General features: G+C 59.4%; 16 protein-coding genes and 1 tRNA gene. 13 read left to right on the top strand and 4 right to left on the bottom strand.

The window, feature by feature from the left end; genetic code table 11:
* Nucleotides 1-211: 211 nt before the first annotated feature.
* Nucleotides 212-1,096: a MurR/RpiR family transcriptional regulator gene (locus tag V6767_RS16145; protein ID WP_448474418.1), complete on the bottom strand. Its 885-nt coding sequence runs from the start codon at nt 1,094-1,096 to the stop codon at nt 212-214.
* A gap of 146 nt (nt 1,097-1,242) precedes the next feature.
* Between V6767_RS16145 and V6767_RS16140 the strand changes: the two genes are divergently transcribed.
* From V6767_RS16140 to V6767_RS16110, 7 genes are all read left to right on the top strand, one after another.
* A complete protein-coding gene (locus V6767_RS16140) occupies nt 1,243-2,004 on the top strand; it encodes an N-formylglutamate amidohydrolase (RefSeq protein ID WP_448474460.1) in 762 nt (253 codons plus the stop codon).
* Complete coding sequence (locus tag V6767_RS16135) at nt 2,004-2,513, top strand: TRAP transporter small permease subunit (protein WP_448474459.1); 510 nt, start codon at nt 2,004-2,006, stop codon at nt 2,511-2,513. The genes V6767_RS16140 and V6767_RS16135 overlap by 1 nt, the downstream gene beginning before the upstream one ends.
* Entirely contained in the window at nt 2,510-3,838 is a 1,329-nt protein-coding gene (locus tag V6767_RS16130; RefSeq protein ID WP_345899963.1) for a TRAP transporter large permease, read from the top strand. The genes V6767_RS16135 and V6767_RS16130 overlap by 4 nt, the downstream gene beginning before the upstream one ends.
* Before the next feature lie 92 nt (nt 3,839-3,930).
* Complete coding sequence (locus V6767_RS16125; protein WP_448474417.1) at nt 3,931-4,977, top strand: TRAP transporter substrate-binding protein; 1,047 nt, start codon at nt 3,931-3,933, stop codon at nt 4,975-4,977.
* Nucleotides 4,978-5,070: 93 nt separating this feature from the next.
* On the top strand, nt 5,071-6,444 hold the full coding sequence (locus V6767_RS16120; RefSeq protein ID WP_448474458.1) for a glutamine synthetase family protein: 1,374 nt from the start codon (nt 5,071-5,073) through the stop codon (nt 6,442-6,444).
* A gap of 52 nt (nt 6,445-6,496) precedes the next feature.
* Nucleotides 6,497-7,882: an aldehyde dehydrogenase family protein gene (locus V6767_RS16115; RefSeq protein ID WP_448474416.1), complete on the top strand. Its 1,386-nt coding sequence runs from the start codon at nt 6,497-6,499 to the stop codon at nt 7,880-7,882.
* Nucleotides 7,879-9,024, top strand: a complete 1,146-nt coding sequence (locus V6767_RS16110) for an iron-containing alcohol dehydrogenase (RefSeq protein ID WP_448474415.1) — start codon at nt 7,879-7,881, stop codon at nt 9,022-9,024. The genes V6767_RS16115 and V6767_RS16110 overlap by 4 nt, the downstream gene beginning before the upstream one ends.
* 21 nt (nt 9,025-9,045) lie before the next feature.
* On the opposite strand, the gene V6767_RS16105 is transcribed toward V6767_RS16110, so the two are convergent.
* Entirely contained in the window at nt 9,046-9,699 is a 654-nt protein-coding gene (locus tag V6767_RS16105) for a hypothetical protein (protein WP_448474414.1), read from the bottom strand.
* A 194-nt stretch (nt 9,700-9,893) separates the two neighbouring features.
* Here V6767_RS16105 and V6767_RS16100 point away from each other — a divergent pair, with 194 nt between their 5' ends.
* Entirely contained in the window at nt 9,894-10,160 is a 267-nt protein-coding gene (locus tag V6767_RS16100) for a DUF1467 family protein (protein ID WP_448474413.1), read from the top strand.
* A 5-nt stretch (nt 10,161-10,165) separates the two neighbouring features.
* Here the strand turns inward: V6767_RS16100 and V6767_RS16095 are convergent, their stop codons facing one another.
* On the bottom strand, nt 10,166-10,696 hold the full coding sequence (locus V6767_RS16095; RefSeq protein WP_448474412.1) for a hypothetical protein: 531 nt from the start codon (nt 10,694-10,696) through the stop codon (nt 10,166-10,168).
* A 633-nt stretch (nt 10,697-11,329) separates the two neighbouring features.
* Here V6767_RS16095 and proS point away from each other — a divergent pair.
* The 5 genes from proS to V6767_RS16070 all read left to right on the top strand — a co-directional run bounded on the left by proS (nt 11,330) and on the right by V6767_RS16070 (nt 15,700).
* Nucleotides 11,330-12,658, top strand: coding sequence for a proline--tRNA ligase (gene proS, locus V6767_RS16090; protein ID WP_448474411.1), 1,329 nt, complete (start codon nt 11,330-11,332; stop codon nt 12,656-12,658).
* Nucleotides 12,659-12,671: 13 nt separating this feature from the next.
* Nucleotides 12,672-13,964, top strand: a complete 1,293-nt coding sequence (locus tag V6767_RS16085) for a lipoprotein-releasing ABC transporter permease subunit (RefSeq protein ID WP_448474410.1) — start codon at nt 12,672-12,674, stop codon at nt 13,962-13,964.
* A 9-nt stretch (nt 13,965-13,973) separates the two neighbouring features.
* Nucleotides 13,974-14,660 carry an ABC transporter ATP-binding protein gene (locus V6767_RS16080; RefSeq protein WP_448474409.1) on the top strand — a complete coding sequence of 229 codons (687 nt, stop codon included), beginning with the start codon at nt 13,974-13,976 and terminating at the stop codon, nt 14,658-14,660.
* Nucleotides 14,661-15,099: 439 nt separating this feature from the next.
* A complete protein-coding gene (locus tag V6767_RS16075; RefSeq protein ID WP_448474408.1) occupies nt 15,100-15,363 on the top strand; it encodes a hypothetical protein in 264 nt (87 codons plus the stop codon).
* Between the two features lie 252 nt (nt 15,364-15,615).
* A tRNA-Leu gene (locus V6767_RS16070) sits at nt 15,616-15,700 on the top strand.
* A gap of 221 nt (nt 15,701-15,921) precedes the next feature.
* On the opposite strand, the gene V6767_RS16065 is transcribed toward V6767_RS16070, so the two are convergent.
* On the bottom strand, nt 15,922-17,175 hold the full coding sequence (locus V6767_RS16065; protein ID WP_448474407.1) for a three-Cys-motif partner protein TcmP: 1,254 nt from the start codon (nt 17,173-17,175) through the stop codon (nt 15,922-15,924).
* Nucleotides 17,176-17,286: the final 111 nt, after the last annotated feature.

Genomic DNA, 17,286 nt, shown 5'->3' with positions numbered 1-17,286 from the left:
GCAGAGAGGGGTGAACCCTTACCGAGAGCACGGAGTATGCAGCTTTTAGGGCTTACGCCCTGTACCCCTCTCTGTCGCTTTCGCGACATCTCCCCCTCAAGTGGGGAGATTGGGGCTGAGGCGCAGACGAATCTCCGATAGGCTGAAATAGACTGCGCCGTGCCTGGGCGATGCGGTGTGCTTGATCCGATTGCGCATCCGCACATCCCTCTCACCCCGGCTTGCGAAACAGCCGGCTCTGCTCGAACAGCCCCTCCAGCACGCTGATGCGCTCGCGGGTCTTGTCCCAGCTCTTCGATTGCACCGCCTCGATCAGCGCTTCCACCACGAACAGCGTCACGATCGAGGAGTCCCAGGCGGACGGGACCTCGATGTTGACGCGGAAGGTGTGGCGGGCGAATTTGGCGACGGGGGAGGCCCACTGGTCGGTGAACAGGATGATTTCGAGTCCGTTCTCCTTCGCCACCCGCGCCAGCACCGCCATGTCCTGCTCGTAGCGGCGGATATCGAAGATCACCAGCACATCGCCCTTGGCCATGTTAAGCATATGCTGCGGCCATGAGGAGGAGTTGGACGACATCAGCGTCGTCTTCGGCCGGATCACCTGCATATGGGTGAAAAAATAGCTCGCCAGCGCACCGGTGATGCGACCGCCGACGAAATAAATCGCGCGATCGAGATCGGAGAGAAGCTCGGCGGCGCCGGCAAAGGTCGCCTGGTCGAGCTGTGACAGCGTGCGACGCATATTGTCGATCGCGGCCTCGCCGAAGCGGTTCAGGATATGGGTTTCGGGAACATTGCGGGCGAGGCGGTCGTGCTTGGCGATCGGGTTGGAAAGCGTTGCCTCGAGCTCCTGATGGAGCCGCGCCTGAAATTCGCCATAGCCCTTGAAGCCGAGCTTCTGCACCATGCGGGCAACCGTTGGCGTCGACACGTCGGCGTTTTCGGCAAGCGTGGTGATGCTGCCGAGACCGGAGACCGGATAGTTTTCCCGGATGGTGTCGGCCAGCCGCTTCTCGGACCGCGTCAGCCCCTCATAGCTGGCGGCGATAATGTCGGCGACTGTGCGGACCGGTTCGTTCACGCTCTGCTCCATGTTTTGCTGTCATTAAGAGACGCGGCGCCATATCCGTCAATGGCAAAAATGAAGAGAAGTTTTCAAGCGGTGATTGACATCGTTTGCGTTCTGAAGAACTATTTACAAAAAAAGAAACACATAAATCAGGGGATCGGATGCTGGAAATGTCGGGGCTCTTGAGCGCCCGCGACGGTGCGCCTGTTGCCATCGAACGCGCGGAAGCGAAAAGCGATATCGTGCTGATCTGCGAACATGCCAGCCGGCGTGTGCCGGAGAGCCTTGGCGATATGGGACTGAGCGAAGAGCTGCTCAAAAGCCACATTGCCTGGGACCCCGGCGCGCTTGCGGTTGCCATGATGCTCAGCGAGACGCTCGACGCCACCCTCATTCACCAGCGCTTTTCGCGGCTTGCCTATGACTGCAACAGGCCGCCCGAGGCGAAGGATGCCATTCCCGAAATCAGCGAAGTCTTCGAGGTTCCCGGCAATCGTGGTCTGGGGCCGGTGGAGCGCGCGGCCCGGGCTGATGCGCTTTACCACCCCTTCCACAAGACGATCGATGATCTGCTTGTCGCGCGCCAGAATGCCGGGCGTGCTCCCGTGATCGTCACCATTCACTCCTTTACACCGGTCTACAAGGGCGTGTCGCGCGATGTCGAGATCGGCATTCTGCATGACAGTGACAGCCGGCTTGCCGATTGCATGCTGGCGAAGGTCGCGGGCGGCTACGATGTGCGCCGCAACGAGCCCTATGCGCCGGTCGATGGCGTGACCCACACGCTGCGCCGCCATGGGCTGCCGCGCCGGCTCCTCAATGTCATGATCGAAATCCGCAACGATCTGATCGCGGATGCGGCCGGACAGGCTCAGGCGGCCGGTTTCATCGCGGCGTTTCTCGGCGAGTGCATTGGCGGGGAGACCGGATGATGCCGCAGGCGATCAGGACCTATGTGCGCTATGTCGACGGCTTCAACCGCGTGGTCGGCCGCATCGCCATGTGGTTGGTCTTCGTGATGATGGGCATCCTGCTGTGGTCGTCGGTGTCGAAGACGATGTTCAACCCGTCGCTCTGGACGCTGGAAATGGCGCAGTTCGTGATGACCGCCTATTACATTCTCGGCGGCGCCTATTCGCTTCAGCTCGACAGCCATGTGCGCATGGACCTGATCTATGGCCGCTGGACGCCGCGCCAGAAGGCTGCGGTCGATGCCGTCACCGTCATCATGTTGTTCGTCTACCTGATCTTCCTTTTGATCGGCGGCGTGTCCTCCACTGAGTACGCGCTGAAATACGGCGAAACCTCCTATTCGAGCTGGTCGCCCTATATGGCGCCGATCAAGATCGTCATGGTCGCGGGCATCTTCCTGATGTTCCTGCAGACGACATCGATATTCTTCAAGGACCTAGCGAAGGCGCTGGGGAGGGAAATGGCATGAACCTCTCCTATGAAATGATCGCGCTTCTGCTGTTCTTCTCGATGATGATGACGATGCTGACCGGCCAGCGCGTGTTCGCGGCAATCGGTTTTGTCGGCGTGGTGGCGGCTGCAGCACTTTGGGGCACCGGCGGTTACGAGCTCGGCTTCTCGGCCAGCATGAAGCTGATGAAGTGGTATCCGATGCTGACGCTGCCGCTCTTCATCTTCATGGGTTACATGCTCTCGGAATCGGGCATCGCCGAAGATCTCTACAAGGCCTTTCACGTCTGGATGGGCGGGCTGCCGGGAGGGCTTGCGGTCGGGACCATCGGGTTGATGGTGGTGATCTCGGCCATGAACGGGTTGTCGGTCGCCGGCATGGCGATCGGCGCGACGATCGCGCTGCCGGAACTTCTTAGGCGCGGCTATGACAAGATCATGGTGTCGGGCGTCATCCAGGCTGGCTCCTCGCTCGGCATTCTGGTGCCGCCGAGCGTCGTATTGGTGCTTTACGGCATGATCGCGCGTCAGCCGGTCGGCAAGCTCTGGGTGGCGGGCGCGCTGCCCGGCCTGATGCTTGCAGCTCTGTTCGTGATCTACATCGTCATTCGCTGCCGCATGAACCCGGCGCTCGGCCCCGCGCTGCCGAAGGAAGAGCGCGACATGCCGCTCGGCGAAAAGCTGAAGCTGCTGCGTGCCGGCATCATCCCGTTCCTGATCTTCTTCCTGATGATGGGCCTGTTCCTGATGGGTGTCACCAGTCTGACGGAAAGTGCCGCCATTGGCGCGCTCTCGGCGCTGGTCGCCGCCCTCGTCAAGCGCCGCCTGACATGGAAACTGCTGAACAAGACCATGGAGCAGACCCTCGGCATTTCCTGCATGTTTATGTGGATCATCGTTGCCGCACTCTGCTTCGGCGCGGTGTTCGACGGGCTTGGCGCGGTCCGGGCGCTGGAGCATCTGCTGCTGGAGAAGTGGGAGCTCGGCCCCTGGGAAATCCTGATCCTGATGCAGATTTCCTACATCATCATGGGCACGTTCCTGGACGACACGGCGATGCTGGTGATCGTCGCGCCGCTTTACGTGCCGCTGGTCGGTCACCTCGGCTTCGATCTCGTCTGGTATGGCGTGCTCTACACCATCACCTGCCAGATCGCCTATATGACGCCGCCCTTCGGCTACAATCTCTTTCTCATGCGGGCCATGGCCCCGCCCGAAATATCGCTCGTCGATATCTACCGCTCCGTCTGGCCGTTCGTGATCATCATGATCATCGGTCTGGCGATCGTCACGGCATTCCCGCAGATCGCGCTGTGGCTGCCGAACCTTGTCTATGCGCGCTAAGGGAGCGGACGGCGCGCTGGAACCGGTTTTGCCGGGAAAATGCGGAATGCGGCATGAGGCCGGGTTTCGACAAAACAGAGGGAAACAGAACGATGAACAGCAGACGTAGTTTTCTGAAGAATGCCGGTCTGGCGACAGCCGCCGGCGCATCCGCGCTTGCCGCACCTGCCGTCGTGCGCGCACAGTCGAAGATCACCTGGCGCCTTCAGACCTATGCCGGTCCGGCGCTGGCTGAACATGTGGTGAAGGATTGCATCGACAACTTCAACAAGGCGGCAAACGGCGAGATGGAAATCCAGCTCTTCACCGCCGACCAGCTGGTGCCGACCGGCGAATTGTTCCGCGCCATGCAGAGCGGCACGATCGACGCCGTGCAGTCGGACGACGACTCCATGAACTCGCCGCTCGATATCAAGGTGTTCGGCGGCTACTTCCCCTTCGCCTCGAAGTTCAGCCTCGACGTGCCGACGCTGTTTTACGAGTATGGCCTCGCCGATATCTGGGAAAAGGCCTATTCGGAGGTCGGCGTGCAATGGATTTCCGCTGGCGCCTGGGACCCGTGCAACTTTGCCACCGTCAATCCGGTCAAGAGCCTGTCCGATCTCGAGGGCCTGCGCATCTTCACCTTCCCGACGGCTGGCAAGTTCCTGTCGCAGTTCGGGGTCGTGCCGGTCACGCTGCCCTGGGAAGACGTGCAGGTGGCGATGCAGACCGGCGAGCTTGACGGCCTTGCATGGTCGGGCATCACCGAGGATTACACCGTCGGCTGGGCGGATGTGACCAACTACTTCCTGACCAACAACATTTCCGGCGGCTGGTGCGGATCGTTCTTCGTCAATTCCGACAAGTGGGCGGAAGTGCCGGAGCATCTCAAGGTGCTGTTCCGCATGTGCACGGATAGCTCCCACCTGCACCGTCTGCACTGGTACTGGGGCGGAGAGGCCCGGCTGCGCGCCCATGGCGAGAAGCTGGAGCTGACGACCATTCCGGATGCGGAATGGAAAACGGTCGAGGATGCCGCCGACAGTTTCTGGGACGAAATCGCCGCCGAGACGGAGCGCACGGCGGAAGTCGTCAAGATCCTGAAGCAGTATCAGGCCGACATGAACGCCGCCGGCCCGCCCTACCGCGCCGGCTGACAAGCGTCGCTGCCGCCGGCAGCGGCGCCATTGACACTTATCGTCCGGAGTGTTCCTGCTCCGGACGATCGCATGAACCACAGGATAAGCCCGATGAGCGCGGAATACACATTCAACCAACTGAAAAAGGATGTCGTGGACGGCAGCATCGACACCGTTCTCGTCTGCCAGATCGACATGCAGGGCCGCCTGATGGGCAAGCGTTTCACCGGAACGCACTTCGTCGAAAGCGCCCATAAGGAGACGCATAGCTGCAACTACGTCCAGGCGACCGACATGGAGATGCACACCGTCGAGGGCTATGCCGCGACAAGCTGGGCGTCCGGCTATGGCGACTACACGATGACGCCCGATCTTTCGACGCTGCGCCGCGTGCCGTGGCTGGAAGGCACGGCGCTGGTGCTGTGTGATGTCTCCGACCACGCCACCCATGCCGACGTCGCCCATTCGCCGCGCGCGATCCTGAAGAAGCAGGTCGCCCGGCTGGAAGATCGCGGCTGGCGCGCCTTCATGGCGACGGAGCTGGAATTCTTCCTGTTCAACCAGTCCTTCGAAAGCGCCCAGCAATCCGGCTATCGCGGGCTGACCCGTTCCAGCGCCTATAATGAGGACTACCACATTCTCCAGACCACCAAGGAGGAGGATGTGATGCGGGCGATCCGCAACGGTCTGCAGGGTGCTGGCATCCCGGTCGAAAACACCAAGGGCGAGGCCGATGCCGGGCAGGCGGAACTGAACGTGCGCTATGCCGATGCGCTGACCATGGCCGACCGCCATGTGATCGCCAAGAACGCCTGCAAGGAGATTGCCTGGCAGAAGGGCAAGGCCGTGACCTTCATGGCCAAGTGGAATTACGAGGCCGCCGGCAACTCCTCTCATGTTCACCAGTCGCTCTGGAGCAAGGATGGCAAGACTCCGCTGTTCTACGATCCCGACGGTCGGTTCGGCATGTCGAAGCTGATGGAGCATTACGTGGCCGGCCTGCTCGCCCATTCCGCCGAGATCACCTATTTCCTGGCGCCCTATATCAACTCCTACAAGCGCTTCATGGCCGGCACCTTCGCGCCCACCAAGGCGATCTGGTCCAAGGACAATCGTACCGCCGGTTTCCGGCTTTGCGGCGATCATTCGAAAGGCATCCGCATCGAATGCCGCGTTGGCGGGGCGGACCTCAACCCCTATCTCGCCTTCGCCGCGCAGCTTGCGGCAGGGCTCGATGGCATCGAGAAGGAAATGACGCTGGAGGAGCCTTATGTCGGCGACGCCTATGGCAGTTCGTCCGAGGTCCGCGAGATTCCCAAGACGCTGCGTGCCGCCCGTGAAGCCATGAACAACTCTGATCTTCTGCGCGGCGCTTTCGGCGACGAGGTCATCGACCATTACTGCCGCGCGGCGGAGTGGGAGCAGGAGGAATATGATCGACGGGTAACGGATTGGGAGGTGGCCCGCGGGTTCGAAAGGGCCTGATCCCGAAATCCGCGGTCACGATAAGAAAGCTCAAAATTACAGGATGACGATCATGACGATGATCCAATGTATCTCCCCGATCGACGGATCGGTCTATGCCGAACGCGAGGCGCTTTCGGCGGAGGCGGCGAAGAGCGCCGTTGAACGGGCGCGCGCGACGCAGAAGGCATGGGCTGCAAGGCCGCTTGCCGAGCGGGTCGCGCTGGTGCAGGCCGGAATCAAGGCGCTCAACGCCATGAGCGAGGAGGTGGTGACGGAGCTTGCCTGGATGATGGGCCGGCCGGTGCGCTATGGCGGCGAGTTCGGCGGCGTCAACGAACGCGCGGACTATATGGCGAAGATCGCGGAACAGGCGCTGGCGCCGATCGAGGTGGAGGACAGCGGCGATTTTCGCCGTTACATCGCCCGAGAGCCGCACGGCGTCGTCCTCGTTATCGCGCCGTGGAACTACCCCTATCTGACGTCGATCAACACCATCGTGCCCGGGCTGATCGCCGGCAATGCGGTGATCATCAAGCATGCCAGCCAGACGCTGCTGGTTGGCGAGCGGATCGTGAAGGCGTTCGTCTCGGCCGGCATTCCGGAAGACCTGTTCCAGAATGTGTTCCTCGATCATGCGACCACCAGTGAGCTGATTGCCGCAAAAACCTTTGATTTCATAAACTTCACGGGGTCCGTTGAAGGCGGACGCGAGATGGAGCGGGCTGCCGCCGGCACCTTCACACCGCTCGGGCTGGAGCTCGGCGGCAAGGATCCGGGCTATGTGATGGACGACGCCGATCTCGATGCCGCCGTCGCGACGCTGATGGATGCGGCGATGTTCAATGCCGGTCAATGCTGCTGCGGCATCGAGCGGATTTATGTGATCGACAGCCTCTATGATGCCTTTGTCGAAAAGGCCGTGGCCTTCGCGTCGGCCTACAAGCTCGGCAATCCGCTCGACAGGGAAACCACGCTCGGCCCGATGGCGCACAAGCGCTTTGCCGCGGTCGTCCGCCAGCAGATCGCCGACGCGGTTGCCGCCGGCGCGAAGGCGCTGGTCGATCCGGCGCTGTTTCCGCAAGATGACGGCGGCGCCTATCTCGCGCCGCAGGTGCTTGTCGATGTCGATCACGCGATGAGCGTGATGCGCGAGGAAAGCTTCGGCCCGGTCGTCGGCATCATGAAGGTGTCCTCCGATGAGGAGGCGCTGGAGTTGATGAACGACAGCCAGTACGGGCTCACCGCGTCGCTGTGGACTGAGGATGCCGATCGCGCGGCGGCGCTCGGCGCACGGATCGACACCGGCACGATCTTCATGAACCGGGCCGATTACCTCGATCCCGGCCTGTGCTGGACCGGCTGCAAGAATACCGGGCGGGGCGGGTCGCTCTCCGTCATCGGCTTCCACAATCTCACCCGGCCGAAATCCTATCACCTGAAGAAAGTCACGAAATGAGCCCGAGAGCAAACTGGAGCTATCCGACCGCCATAAAATTCGGCGCTGGACGGATCGTCGAACTCGCCGATGCCTGCAACAGCCTTGGCATCAAGCGCCCGCTGCTGGTCACCGACAAGGGGCTGGCCGGCCTGCCGATCACGAAGCACGCGCTCGCGATTCTCGCCGATGGCGGGCTTGAGGCCGGACTGTTTGCCGATGTCAACCCCAATCCGAACGAGAAGAACCTCACCGCCGGCGTGAAGGCCTATGTCGATGGCGGTCATGACGGCGTGATCGCATTTGGCGGCGGGTCGGGGCTCGATCTCGGCAAGCTGGTGGCGATGATGCCGGGCCAGACCCGCCCGGTCTGGGATTTCGAGGATATCGGCGACTGGTGGACTCGTGCGGATGCCAGCAAGATCGCACCGATCATCGCGGTGCCGACCACGGCGGGCACGGGTTCGGAAGTCGGCCGGGCAGGGGTGCTCACCAACTCTGAAACCCATGTGAAGAAGATCATCTTCCACCCTAAGCTGCTGCCGGGCATCGTCATCTGCGATCCCGAACTGACGGTCGGCATGCCGAAGGTGATTACGGCTGGCACCGGGCTCGATGCGCTGGCGCATTGCCTGGAAGCCTACTGCTCGCCGCATTACCATCCGATGTCGCAGGGGACCGCGCTTGAGGGGATGCGTCTGGTCAAGGATAACCTTCCGCGCGTCTATGCCGATGGCTCCGATATCGACGCCCGCGCTGAGATGATGAGCGCCGCCGCAATGGGCGCCGTCGCCTTCCAGAAGGGCCTCGGCGCGATCCACGCGATCTCCCATCCCATCGGCGCGGTCTACAACACCCATCACGGCATGACCAACGCCGTGGTCATGCCGCCGGTGCTGCGCTTCAACCGAGAGAAGATTGAAGACAGGTTGAAGCTGGCTGCCGATTATCTTCAAATTTCAGGTGGTTATGAGGGTTTTTATAACTTCATTCTGGAGTTCAGGTCGGCCCTTGATGTGCCCGACACGCTGACGGCCATGGGCATCAAGCCGGACCGGATCGACGAACTGGCCGCAATGGCCATGGAAGACCCGAGCACCGGCGGCAATCCTGTCGAGATGACTCTAGCGAACACCAAAGCGTTGCTCGCCGATTGCTTCTGATCGGCGAGCGAGGCGGCCGTGTCAGGCCGCCGCCTTCAGTATGTCGTCCTTCGCGTCGTCAAGCGCGGCGCGAACAAGCCCGGTCAGCAGGCGGGGGAAGTTCTCCCGCTTGCCCGCCAAATCTGCCAGCGCCTCGCTATCCAGCCCCAGATCGGCGGCAGCGTCCGCCGCCTTGCGGTCGACGAAGGGGAAATGTTCGTCCCAGGCGAGCTGGACCTCGCGGAAAAATATGTCCGCGCCAACCTTGCCGATGCCCTTGAACTGCTGAAGCAACTCTCTTTCCCGCTCCGGATCGTTCTCCGCCTCCTTGCGGAGATTGCGCAGATCGCCCGCGTATCGATCATTGATGATCTCCGTCGTGTCGGCGATGTAGCGGGCCGTGCTCTCGTCATAGCGGGCGTAGCCGTTCTCGTTCAGAACCTTGACGCGTTGCTCCCAGGTCGTCGCCGCCATCTTGTCCGGCGTCGTCCAGCCGGCGTCGAAAAGCGCCGAGGCTGCCTGCTGCGCCTGTTTGGCGTTGATGCGAGCGCTCATCAGCAATGAGCACAGCAGCCATTGATAGAGAGGGGCCGGCGTGTTCTTGCCGACATTGATGTGGAGCGCTTCCGCGTAGCTCTCCGGATAGCGCTCGAGGATCGCCTTGGCGATCGCCTTCTGCTGTGCCTTGCCGGTCATGTCTGCCTCCGATCGTGAGCCGTTGAGCTTCTATTGCGGTAATGCGACGATCCGCCCAAGGTTCCCGCCGTTGCCTCGAACGGGGTAAAAGGTTTAAGGAGGGGCGAGCAGGATGGCGCCGGCGGCGGACCGGTTTTCTCGGTTCGGCAAGAAGAGCAATAAACTTCAGCGCCCATCCGGTCGGAGGTTGATAGGTGTCGCTGTTTTCCGCATTTGCCGTTTATTTCGTGATCTGGTGGATCACGCTTTTCGCCGTCCTGCCGTTTGGCCTTAGGACGCAGGACGAAGCAGGCGACGTCGTGCCCGGCACCACCGAGAGCGCCCCGCACAAATTTCGGCCGTGGCGGGTGGTGCTGTGGACGTCCGCGGTTTCGGCCGTTGTTTTCGCGCTGTGGTGGCTGGTGGTGATGGAAATCGGCTTTACGCTCGGCGATTTCGCCCGTCTGATCGGGCCGGCGTAAAATACCTAGAATTTATAACGCAGGAAGGCGCTGCCGAGGCCGTAATCGAAATCATCGGCCGCAGCGTCATTGGTGGATGCGCCGTATTCAATGCGGGCGCCGAGTTCCAGGCCGGTCGGGATGAATTTGACGCTGGTTTCCAGCCCGCCGAACAGGGCGCCGGTATCGATATCCTCGCTCTGGTAGCCGAAGCGCGATGAGCTGGTCTCGACCGTGCCGTAAAGCTGCCGATAGCCCGCGAACGGGGAGATGGTGAGAATGCCGAGATTGGCCTTGCCTTGGATATAGCCGCCGATCGAGGAGAACCGGGTTTCGCTGGTGCCGGCGCCGTAAGACAGGCTCGCCGACGTGCTGCCGAGGCTGGAGAACCCGGTGATGCCGGCGCAGATATTGAACGGACCCTCACTGCAGATGCCCAGCCGTCCGTCGACACCCCAATAGGTGTTGGCGATCAGGTCGTCCATCGCGTCGTCATTCATGTGCAGCATCAGCGCCGCAGGGCCGCCCGAAATGTCGAGATAGAAGAGATCGGACAAATCCGCCGCGCGGACTTGCGTGGCCGCAGCGAAAGGGAGGGCGACAGAAAGAAGAGTGAGAAGTGGAAAACGGCTCAAAACGGGGCCTCGACAGGATGCTCGGAACCATTCTTGTCGTGCAGTCGCCGCGAAGGGTCAAGGAAGCGCCGCAACTTCCCGTTGCGGTGGTCAATAAAGGTTTAAGCTGAGGTGGGCTTCGTAAAGTCAAAAAAAAACAAGGCCGAAGGCCCTGTTTTTCAAGTATCGCGTGATCCGTTCCGTTGCCGGGGCTGCGCAGGGCGCGCCAAGATCGATCCTCCCAAGACTTTACCGCGAATAAAAGGCAAAGATTTAAGCTCCCTGCCTGTTTTATGGGCTCAACCTAGCCCAATGATTGGGCCTTGTCATCCCTTATTTTGCATTTTTGCGACAGTGAGAGAAGTTTTTACGTTTGACAAACAGGTTTATGCGTTCTGCAACGTTTCAAGCGGTTGACATCTTTCGAGCGTTCCCCAAGGCGGCCATCAAATCATCCTTTTATGGTCGCGCATCCCCGCTTTGATTCTCGTCCTCAACCCGTTAAAAGGGGCCGGAACAAACCTGAATTGCCCCATGATTCCCGCGTGAACGGGATGAGCCAGAAAGCAGATTCTTATGCGTCTTTCCCGTTATTTTCTGCCGATCCTGAAGGAGAATCCCAAGGAGGCGGAGATCGTCTCGCACCGGCTGATGCTGCGCGCCGGCATGGTGCGCCAGCATTCGCAGGGCATCTATTCCTGGCTGCCGCTCGGCAAGCGCGTGCTCGACAAGGTCAACCGCATCATCCGCGAGGAGCAGGACCGCTCCGGCGCCGTCGAGCTTTTGATGCCGACCATGCAGTCCGCCGATCTGTGGATCGAAAGCGGCCGCTACGAGGCCTATGGCAAGGAAATGCTGCGGATCACCGACCGGCAGGACCGGGCGATGCTGTTCGGCCCCACGAATGAGGAAATGATCACGGAGATCTTCCGCTCCTACATCAAGTCCTACAAGCATCTGCCGCTCAATCTCTATCACATCCAGTGGAAGTTCCGTGACGAGATCCGGCCGCGCTTCGGCACCATGCGTTCGCGCGAATTCATGATGAAGGACGCCTATTCCTTCGATCTGACGCTGGAAGGCGCCGAGCATTCCTACCGCAAGATGTTCGCCGCCTATCTCAGAACCTTCGACCGGCTTGGCCTGCGCGCGATTCCGATGCGCGCCGATACCGGCCCGATCGGCGGCAATCTGAGCCACGAATTCATCATTCTGGCAGAGACCGGCGAATCGGAAGTGTTCTGCCACCGCGATTTCGTCAATTTCGACATCCCGCCCGCCGATCTCGACTTCGACAACGTCGAGAGGCTGAAGGGCATTTTTGACCAGTGGACTTCGGTCTATGCGGCGACCGACGAGATGCATGACGAGGCGGCCTTCGGCGCGCTTGCGGAGGGCGAGCGCCTTTCCGCGCGCGGCATCGAGGTCGGCCACATCTTCTATTTCGGCACCAAATATTCCGAGCCCATGGGCGCGAAGGTGCAGGGGCCGGACGGCAAGGAACATCCCGTTCACATGGGCTCCTACGGCATCGGCCCGACCCGCCTTGTTCCCGCCATCATCGAAGCCTCCCATGACGAGAACGGCATCATCTGGCCGGATTCGGTGGCGCCGTTCAACGCGGTGATCATCAACATGAAGGCGGGTGACGCGGCCTGCGACGGGGTCTGTGAGAAGCTCTACGAAGCCCTGCAGAATGCCGGCCTGGACGTGCTTTACGACGATACCGACGAGCGCGCCGGGGGCAAGTTCGCGACCGCCGATCTGATCGGCGTTCCGAGCCAGGTCGTTGTCGGTCCGCGCGGCGTTGCCAATGGCGAGGTCGAGCTCAAGGACCGCAAGACCGGCGCCCGCGAAGCCATGACGGTGGAAGCGGCGATCGCAAAGCTCACCAACGGGCGCTGAGGAGTACGGATTGATGGCTGCGGCCTCAGAGACGGACGAAAGTTTGAAGGTAGCCAAGCCGTTTTCCGTGTTCGAACGCATGGTCGCCTGGCGCTATCTGCGCTCGCGCCGCAAGGAAGCGTTCATCTCGGTGATCGCAGGCTTCTCCTTCGTCGGCATCATGCTGGGCGTCGCCACGCTGATCATCGTGATGGCGGTGATGAACGGGTTCCGCAGCGAGCTTGTCAGCCGCATTCTCGGCATTAACGGCCATGTCGTGGTGCTGCCGGCGGGCGAGCCGTTCAAGGATTACGCCGCGCTGACCGAGAAGCTGGAAGGCGTGGAGGGCGTCCGTCTCGCCTTTCCGCTGGTCGAGGGCCAGGCGCTGGTTTCCGGCGCGCAAGGGGCCGGCAGCGGCGCGCTGGTGCGCGGTGTCAGGCCGGACGACATGCTGAAGCTGAAGGCCGTTTCCGACAACATCAAAGAGGGCGACATGGTCGGCTATGCCGCCGGCGAAAGCGTGCTGATCGGCTCGCGCATGGCGACCTCGCTCGGGCTTTTCGTCGGCGACAGGATCACGATGATCTCGCCGGAGGGTGATGTCACCCCCTTCGGCGTCAATCCGCGGGTGAAGGCCTATCCGATCTCCGGCATCTTCGAGATCGGCATGTCGGAATATGATGCCTCGATCATCTTCATGCCGCTTTCCGAGGCGCAGGCCTATTTCAACGCCGGCGACAAGGTGCAGAGCATCGAGGTGTTTCTCGATCATCCCGACGATGTCGACGCGGTGGTCCCGAGGATCCGGGAGGCGGCCGGCGAGGATATCGTGATTTCCGACTGGCGCCAGAACAACCGCACCTTCTTTTCCGCGCTGGAGGTGGAGCGCAACGTGATGTTCATGATCCTGACGCTGATCGTGATCGTCGCCGCCCTCAACATCATATCCGGCCTCATTATGCTGGTGAAGGACAAGGGTCAGGACATCGCGATCCTGAGGACCATGGGCGCGACGTCGGGGTCGATCATGCGGATTTTCTTCATGACCGGGGCCGCGATCGGCGTTGTCGGTACATTTGCCGGCGTCTTTCTGGGCGTTATCGTCTGCCTCAATATCGAGTCGATCCGGCAGTTCTTCTCCTGGATCACCGGCACGGTGCTTTTCGATCCGCAGCTCTATTTCCTGAGCACGCTGCCCGCCGAAATGAGCCTCGGCGAGACGCTGACGGTCGTTATCATGGCGCTGACGCTCTCCTTCATCGCCACCATCTTTCCCGCCTGGCGGGCCTCGAAGCTCGATCCGGTGCAGGCGCTGCGTTATGAATAGGAGCCTTTCTTGACCACTCCCGCACTTGAGTTGCGCGATATCGCGCGGGAATACGGGCAGGGCGATTCCGTCCTGCAGGTGCTCAAGGGCGCTCAGCTCTCGCTGATGCCCGGCGAGATGGTGGCGCTAGTCGCGCCTTCGGGCACCGGCAAGTCGACGCTGCTGCAGATCGCGGGCCTGCTTGAAAAGCCGACATCAGGGCAGGTCATGCTTGGCGGCCGCGAGGCGACCGCGCTTTCCGACGATGAGCGCACCACGCTGCGCCGCAACGATATCGGCTTCGTCTACCAGTTCCACCATCTGCTGCCCGAGTTTTCGGCGCGCGAGAATATCATGCTGCCGCAGCTGATCGCCGGCCTGCCTCCACAAGAGGCCGGAGTCCGCGCCGACGAGATGCTGGAATATCTCAGAATCGCCCACCGCGCCGAGCACCGCCCGGCCGAGCTTTCGGGCGGAGAGCAGCAGCGCGTGGCGATTGCCCGCGCGGTGGCCAATGCGCCCCGGCTTCTGCTGGCCGATGAGCCCACCGGCAATCTCGATCCGCAGACGGCATCCTATGTTTTCGAGGCGCTCGAGGCGCTTGTGCGGCAATCCGGTCTCTCGGCCCTGATCGCCACCCACAATCTCGATCTTGCGGCCCGCATGGATCGGCAGGTAACGCTCGACGACGGACAGGTCGTACCTCGGCTTGGTTGATCAGCTCCGGGTGAATATCCCTCCATGCTTGAAGCGCTTGCGCCCGTTGGTTCGCGGCACAATTCCTTTTGCAAACTTCATAAAATACTTGCAATATAGGAATATTATCCTATAAATAGGATTGCAACCTAAGATGGTTGTCGGTAGCGTGTGGCTTTCACAAGCTTTAGCGCAAATAAAACCTGTCGAATTCTGAATATAAAGAAAATTTACGCTTCATGACATGTGAATTGTACATTTTGGCGATGCTGGCGTATATCTTAATATTTATGGGTTTCTTTTTTACGAGTAGTCTATGCATTTAAAATAGATTTACATGTTATACATGTAAATTTTTGTTGAAACAGAAATGTTTACTGATCGTAATCTATAGCTATAATTGTAAATTGTCTGGGTGCTCGGAGAGGTTGGAAGCGTTAGCAGACAGGAGAGGTTGGCTATGGGCCGCAATGAAGTCGAAAACCAAGATCACAAGATCAACAGATCCGAAGAAGAGAGGGCGGCCTGGAATCGCTATATGCGAAATTTCCGCCGCAGCTTTCGGGAGCGCGGATTGACAAGTCTGTCGACCGTCATCACCACGGAACATTCTGAATTTATTGATCGTTTTGGCCGTGAAAACGAATGCCAGTCCAAGCGGGAAGCGCTGATGATGATCATCGAGGACGTAAAGGCCCGCTATGACCACGAAAGGGGCGTATGACATCGAAGGCCGGTTCCGGCCTTCATTTTCCTCTTGAGAACCAGGGAAAGTCGCAGATACGACCTCAGGTAGTGTTTTTGCCGATTTCCTCCGGCTTCGTCTGCCGTGATCTGACGCCGCGTCTGTCCGCTGCGTCTGGGCCTGGCGCGATACCGGCTTGCATCATTCGCCTCCATCGCATAAGAGGCTTCGCAAAGCCATTCCGCCCCTCACCGGGCGCGATCGCGGGGTCCGCGGCCGGGAAATGGCGTTGCGCGTGTGGCGGAATTGGTAGACGCAGCAGGTTTAGGTCCTGCCGCCGCAAGGTGTGGGGGTTCGAGTCCCTCCACGCGCACCAGAAACTAGCCTTTGCGGCTTTTCTAAATATTTGAAAACTAATGTAGCGTGACTGTAGCGTGACGCGCGGTTTTGCAATTTTGACAACTGGTTTTGCAGCAACCGATTTTGCGTGCAGAAACTTTTTCGCATTCCGGGCGCAGTTTTTTGCAGACTGAACTTGATTGTTTTTTCTGCCAAGAACTTAACTTAACGAGGGCGGGACATCCCTTTTGGAAGAACCTATCGATCGTTATCTTTCCAAAGGATATGGAAAGATTTTTGGTTCTTGATGCGTAAAGTGTCACCTATCTCAATTTTATGAGATTTTCGGCGAACATTGCCTGTTGGTGTGAGTACTTCCAAATCAGGATTGATGAACATTGCCCTTTTGATATCCTCAGAGTGAGCGGGCGTGAGATTGTAGGCACTCTGATAAAATTGTCCCATCTCCATTGCATCTCCATAGACCTCCACTAGTCGTGGTATGTCATCAGCGAGCTCGTTGGTGGCACGTTTCCGATCGGGTCCTTCGAAGAAGTATAAGCTATTCTCCCGATCAGGATCGAAGGCGAACATATTCAAGACAAGTCCCGAACGGCCAAAGTGGGCTTGATGGCTGGCATTCGCGTGTAGGATGTCATTATAGACCTGTCGTGCTCTTGGAACATTTGAAAAATGGATGAGCCAATAGCGCCAGCCGTCAGGATTGTTTAGAGAGAACGTGCTGACAAACGGCGCGCAGCCTTGAAATGCATCAAATACGATCTTTTCAGCCGTACCCAGCCATTCATTTTTGCTCAAAAGGCCGTCTAACGGGGCGAGGTCCGCAGCCTTAATATTCAGATGCTGCAAACGTGCTTCGAGGGCAATCGGGTTACTTCTATGAAGAAATGCAAGCAGCGATTTAATCATGAATGTTAGAAAAATCTCACCGGTGGGGTGAAACGTTTTCATGATATCGTGGAGGGTTGGCATGCCAACCATTGCGTCGCCGCACTGATCAAGATTGAAAAGTACGTTTTTTATCCGCTCGTTTGTCAGTTCCGCCTTAATTTCTGGGTAGGCTTCTTCGAAACGCTTATTCAGATATCGAACTCGGATAACAAGGTGTGGTGCGCCCTCTTTTGCAGCGGCCAGTACCGGAGACATGTTTTCTTGCAGTAGGCTCACCGTGCCTGTGTCTGCATCATTCAGAATCAGAAGACAGGCAAATTCAAGAGGCGCCATGCCCTGTTCAGAACGCTGTATATTTATCTCATTGGAGAGCTGAACTAGTGTCTCAACGAAAACGATCGGTGAACCTGGTTCGCCATTCTTATACCTGCCGCCACCGGCAAACCCATCAACGATTGCCAGTTTGAAGCGGTATTGTTGAGGTATTCGACATCTGACTTTTAGATATTGTTCAAAATACTCCTTGAGGACTTTGAGCTTTCGCGATGTGTGCTCTTTGAGTTCGGCTCCATTTTCCCAATCATACTCAACCTTTGACAAACTGCCTCCCGATAGATCATTGGTTCAGTCGCTCTAAAATGGGGGCTGGGACGATGTGAACCGCACCGGGTTTGCCGGAGGCTCCTACTCTTGAGTAAGATGGAGCATCAT

The sequence above is a fragment of the Martelella sp. FLE1502 genome, from assembly GCF_053484255.1.
The sequence above is the reverse complement of the archived record's forward strand: the minus strand, read 5'-3'. Positions and strand labels throughout refer to the sequence as shown.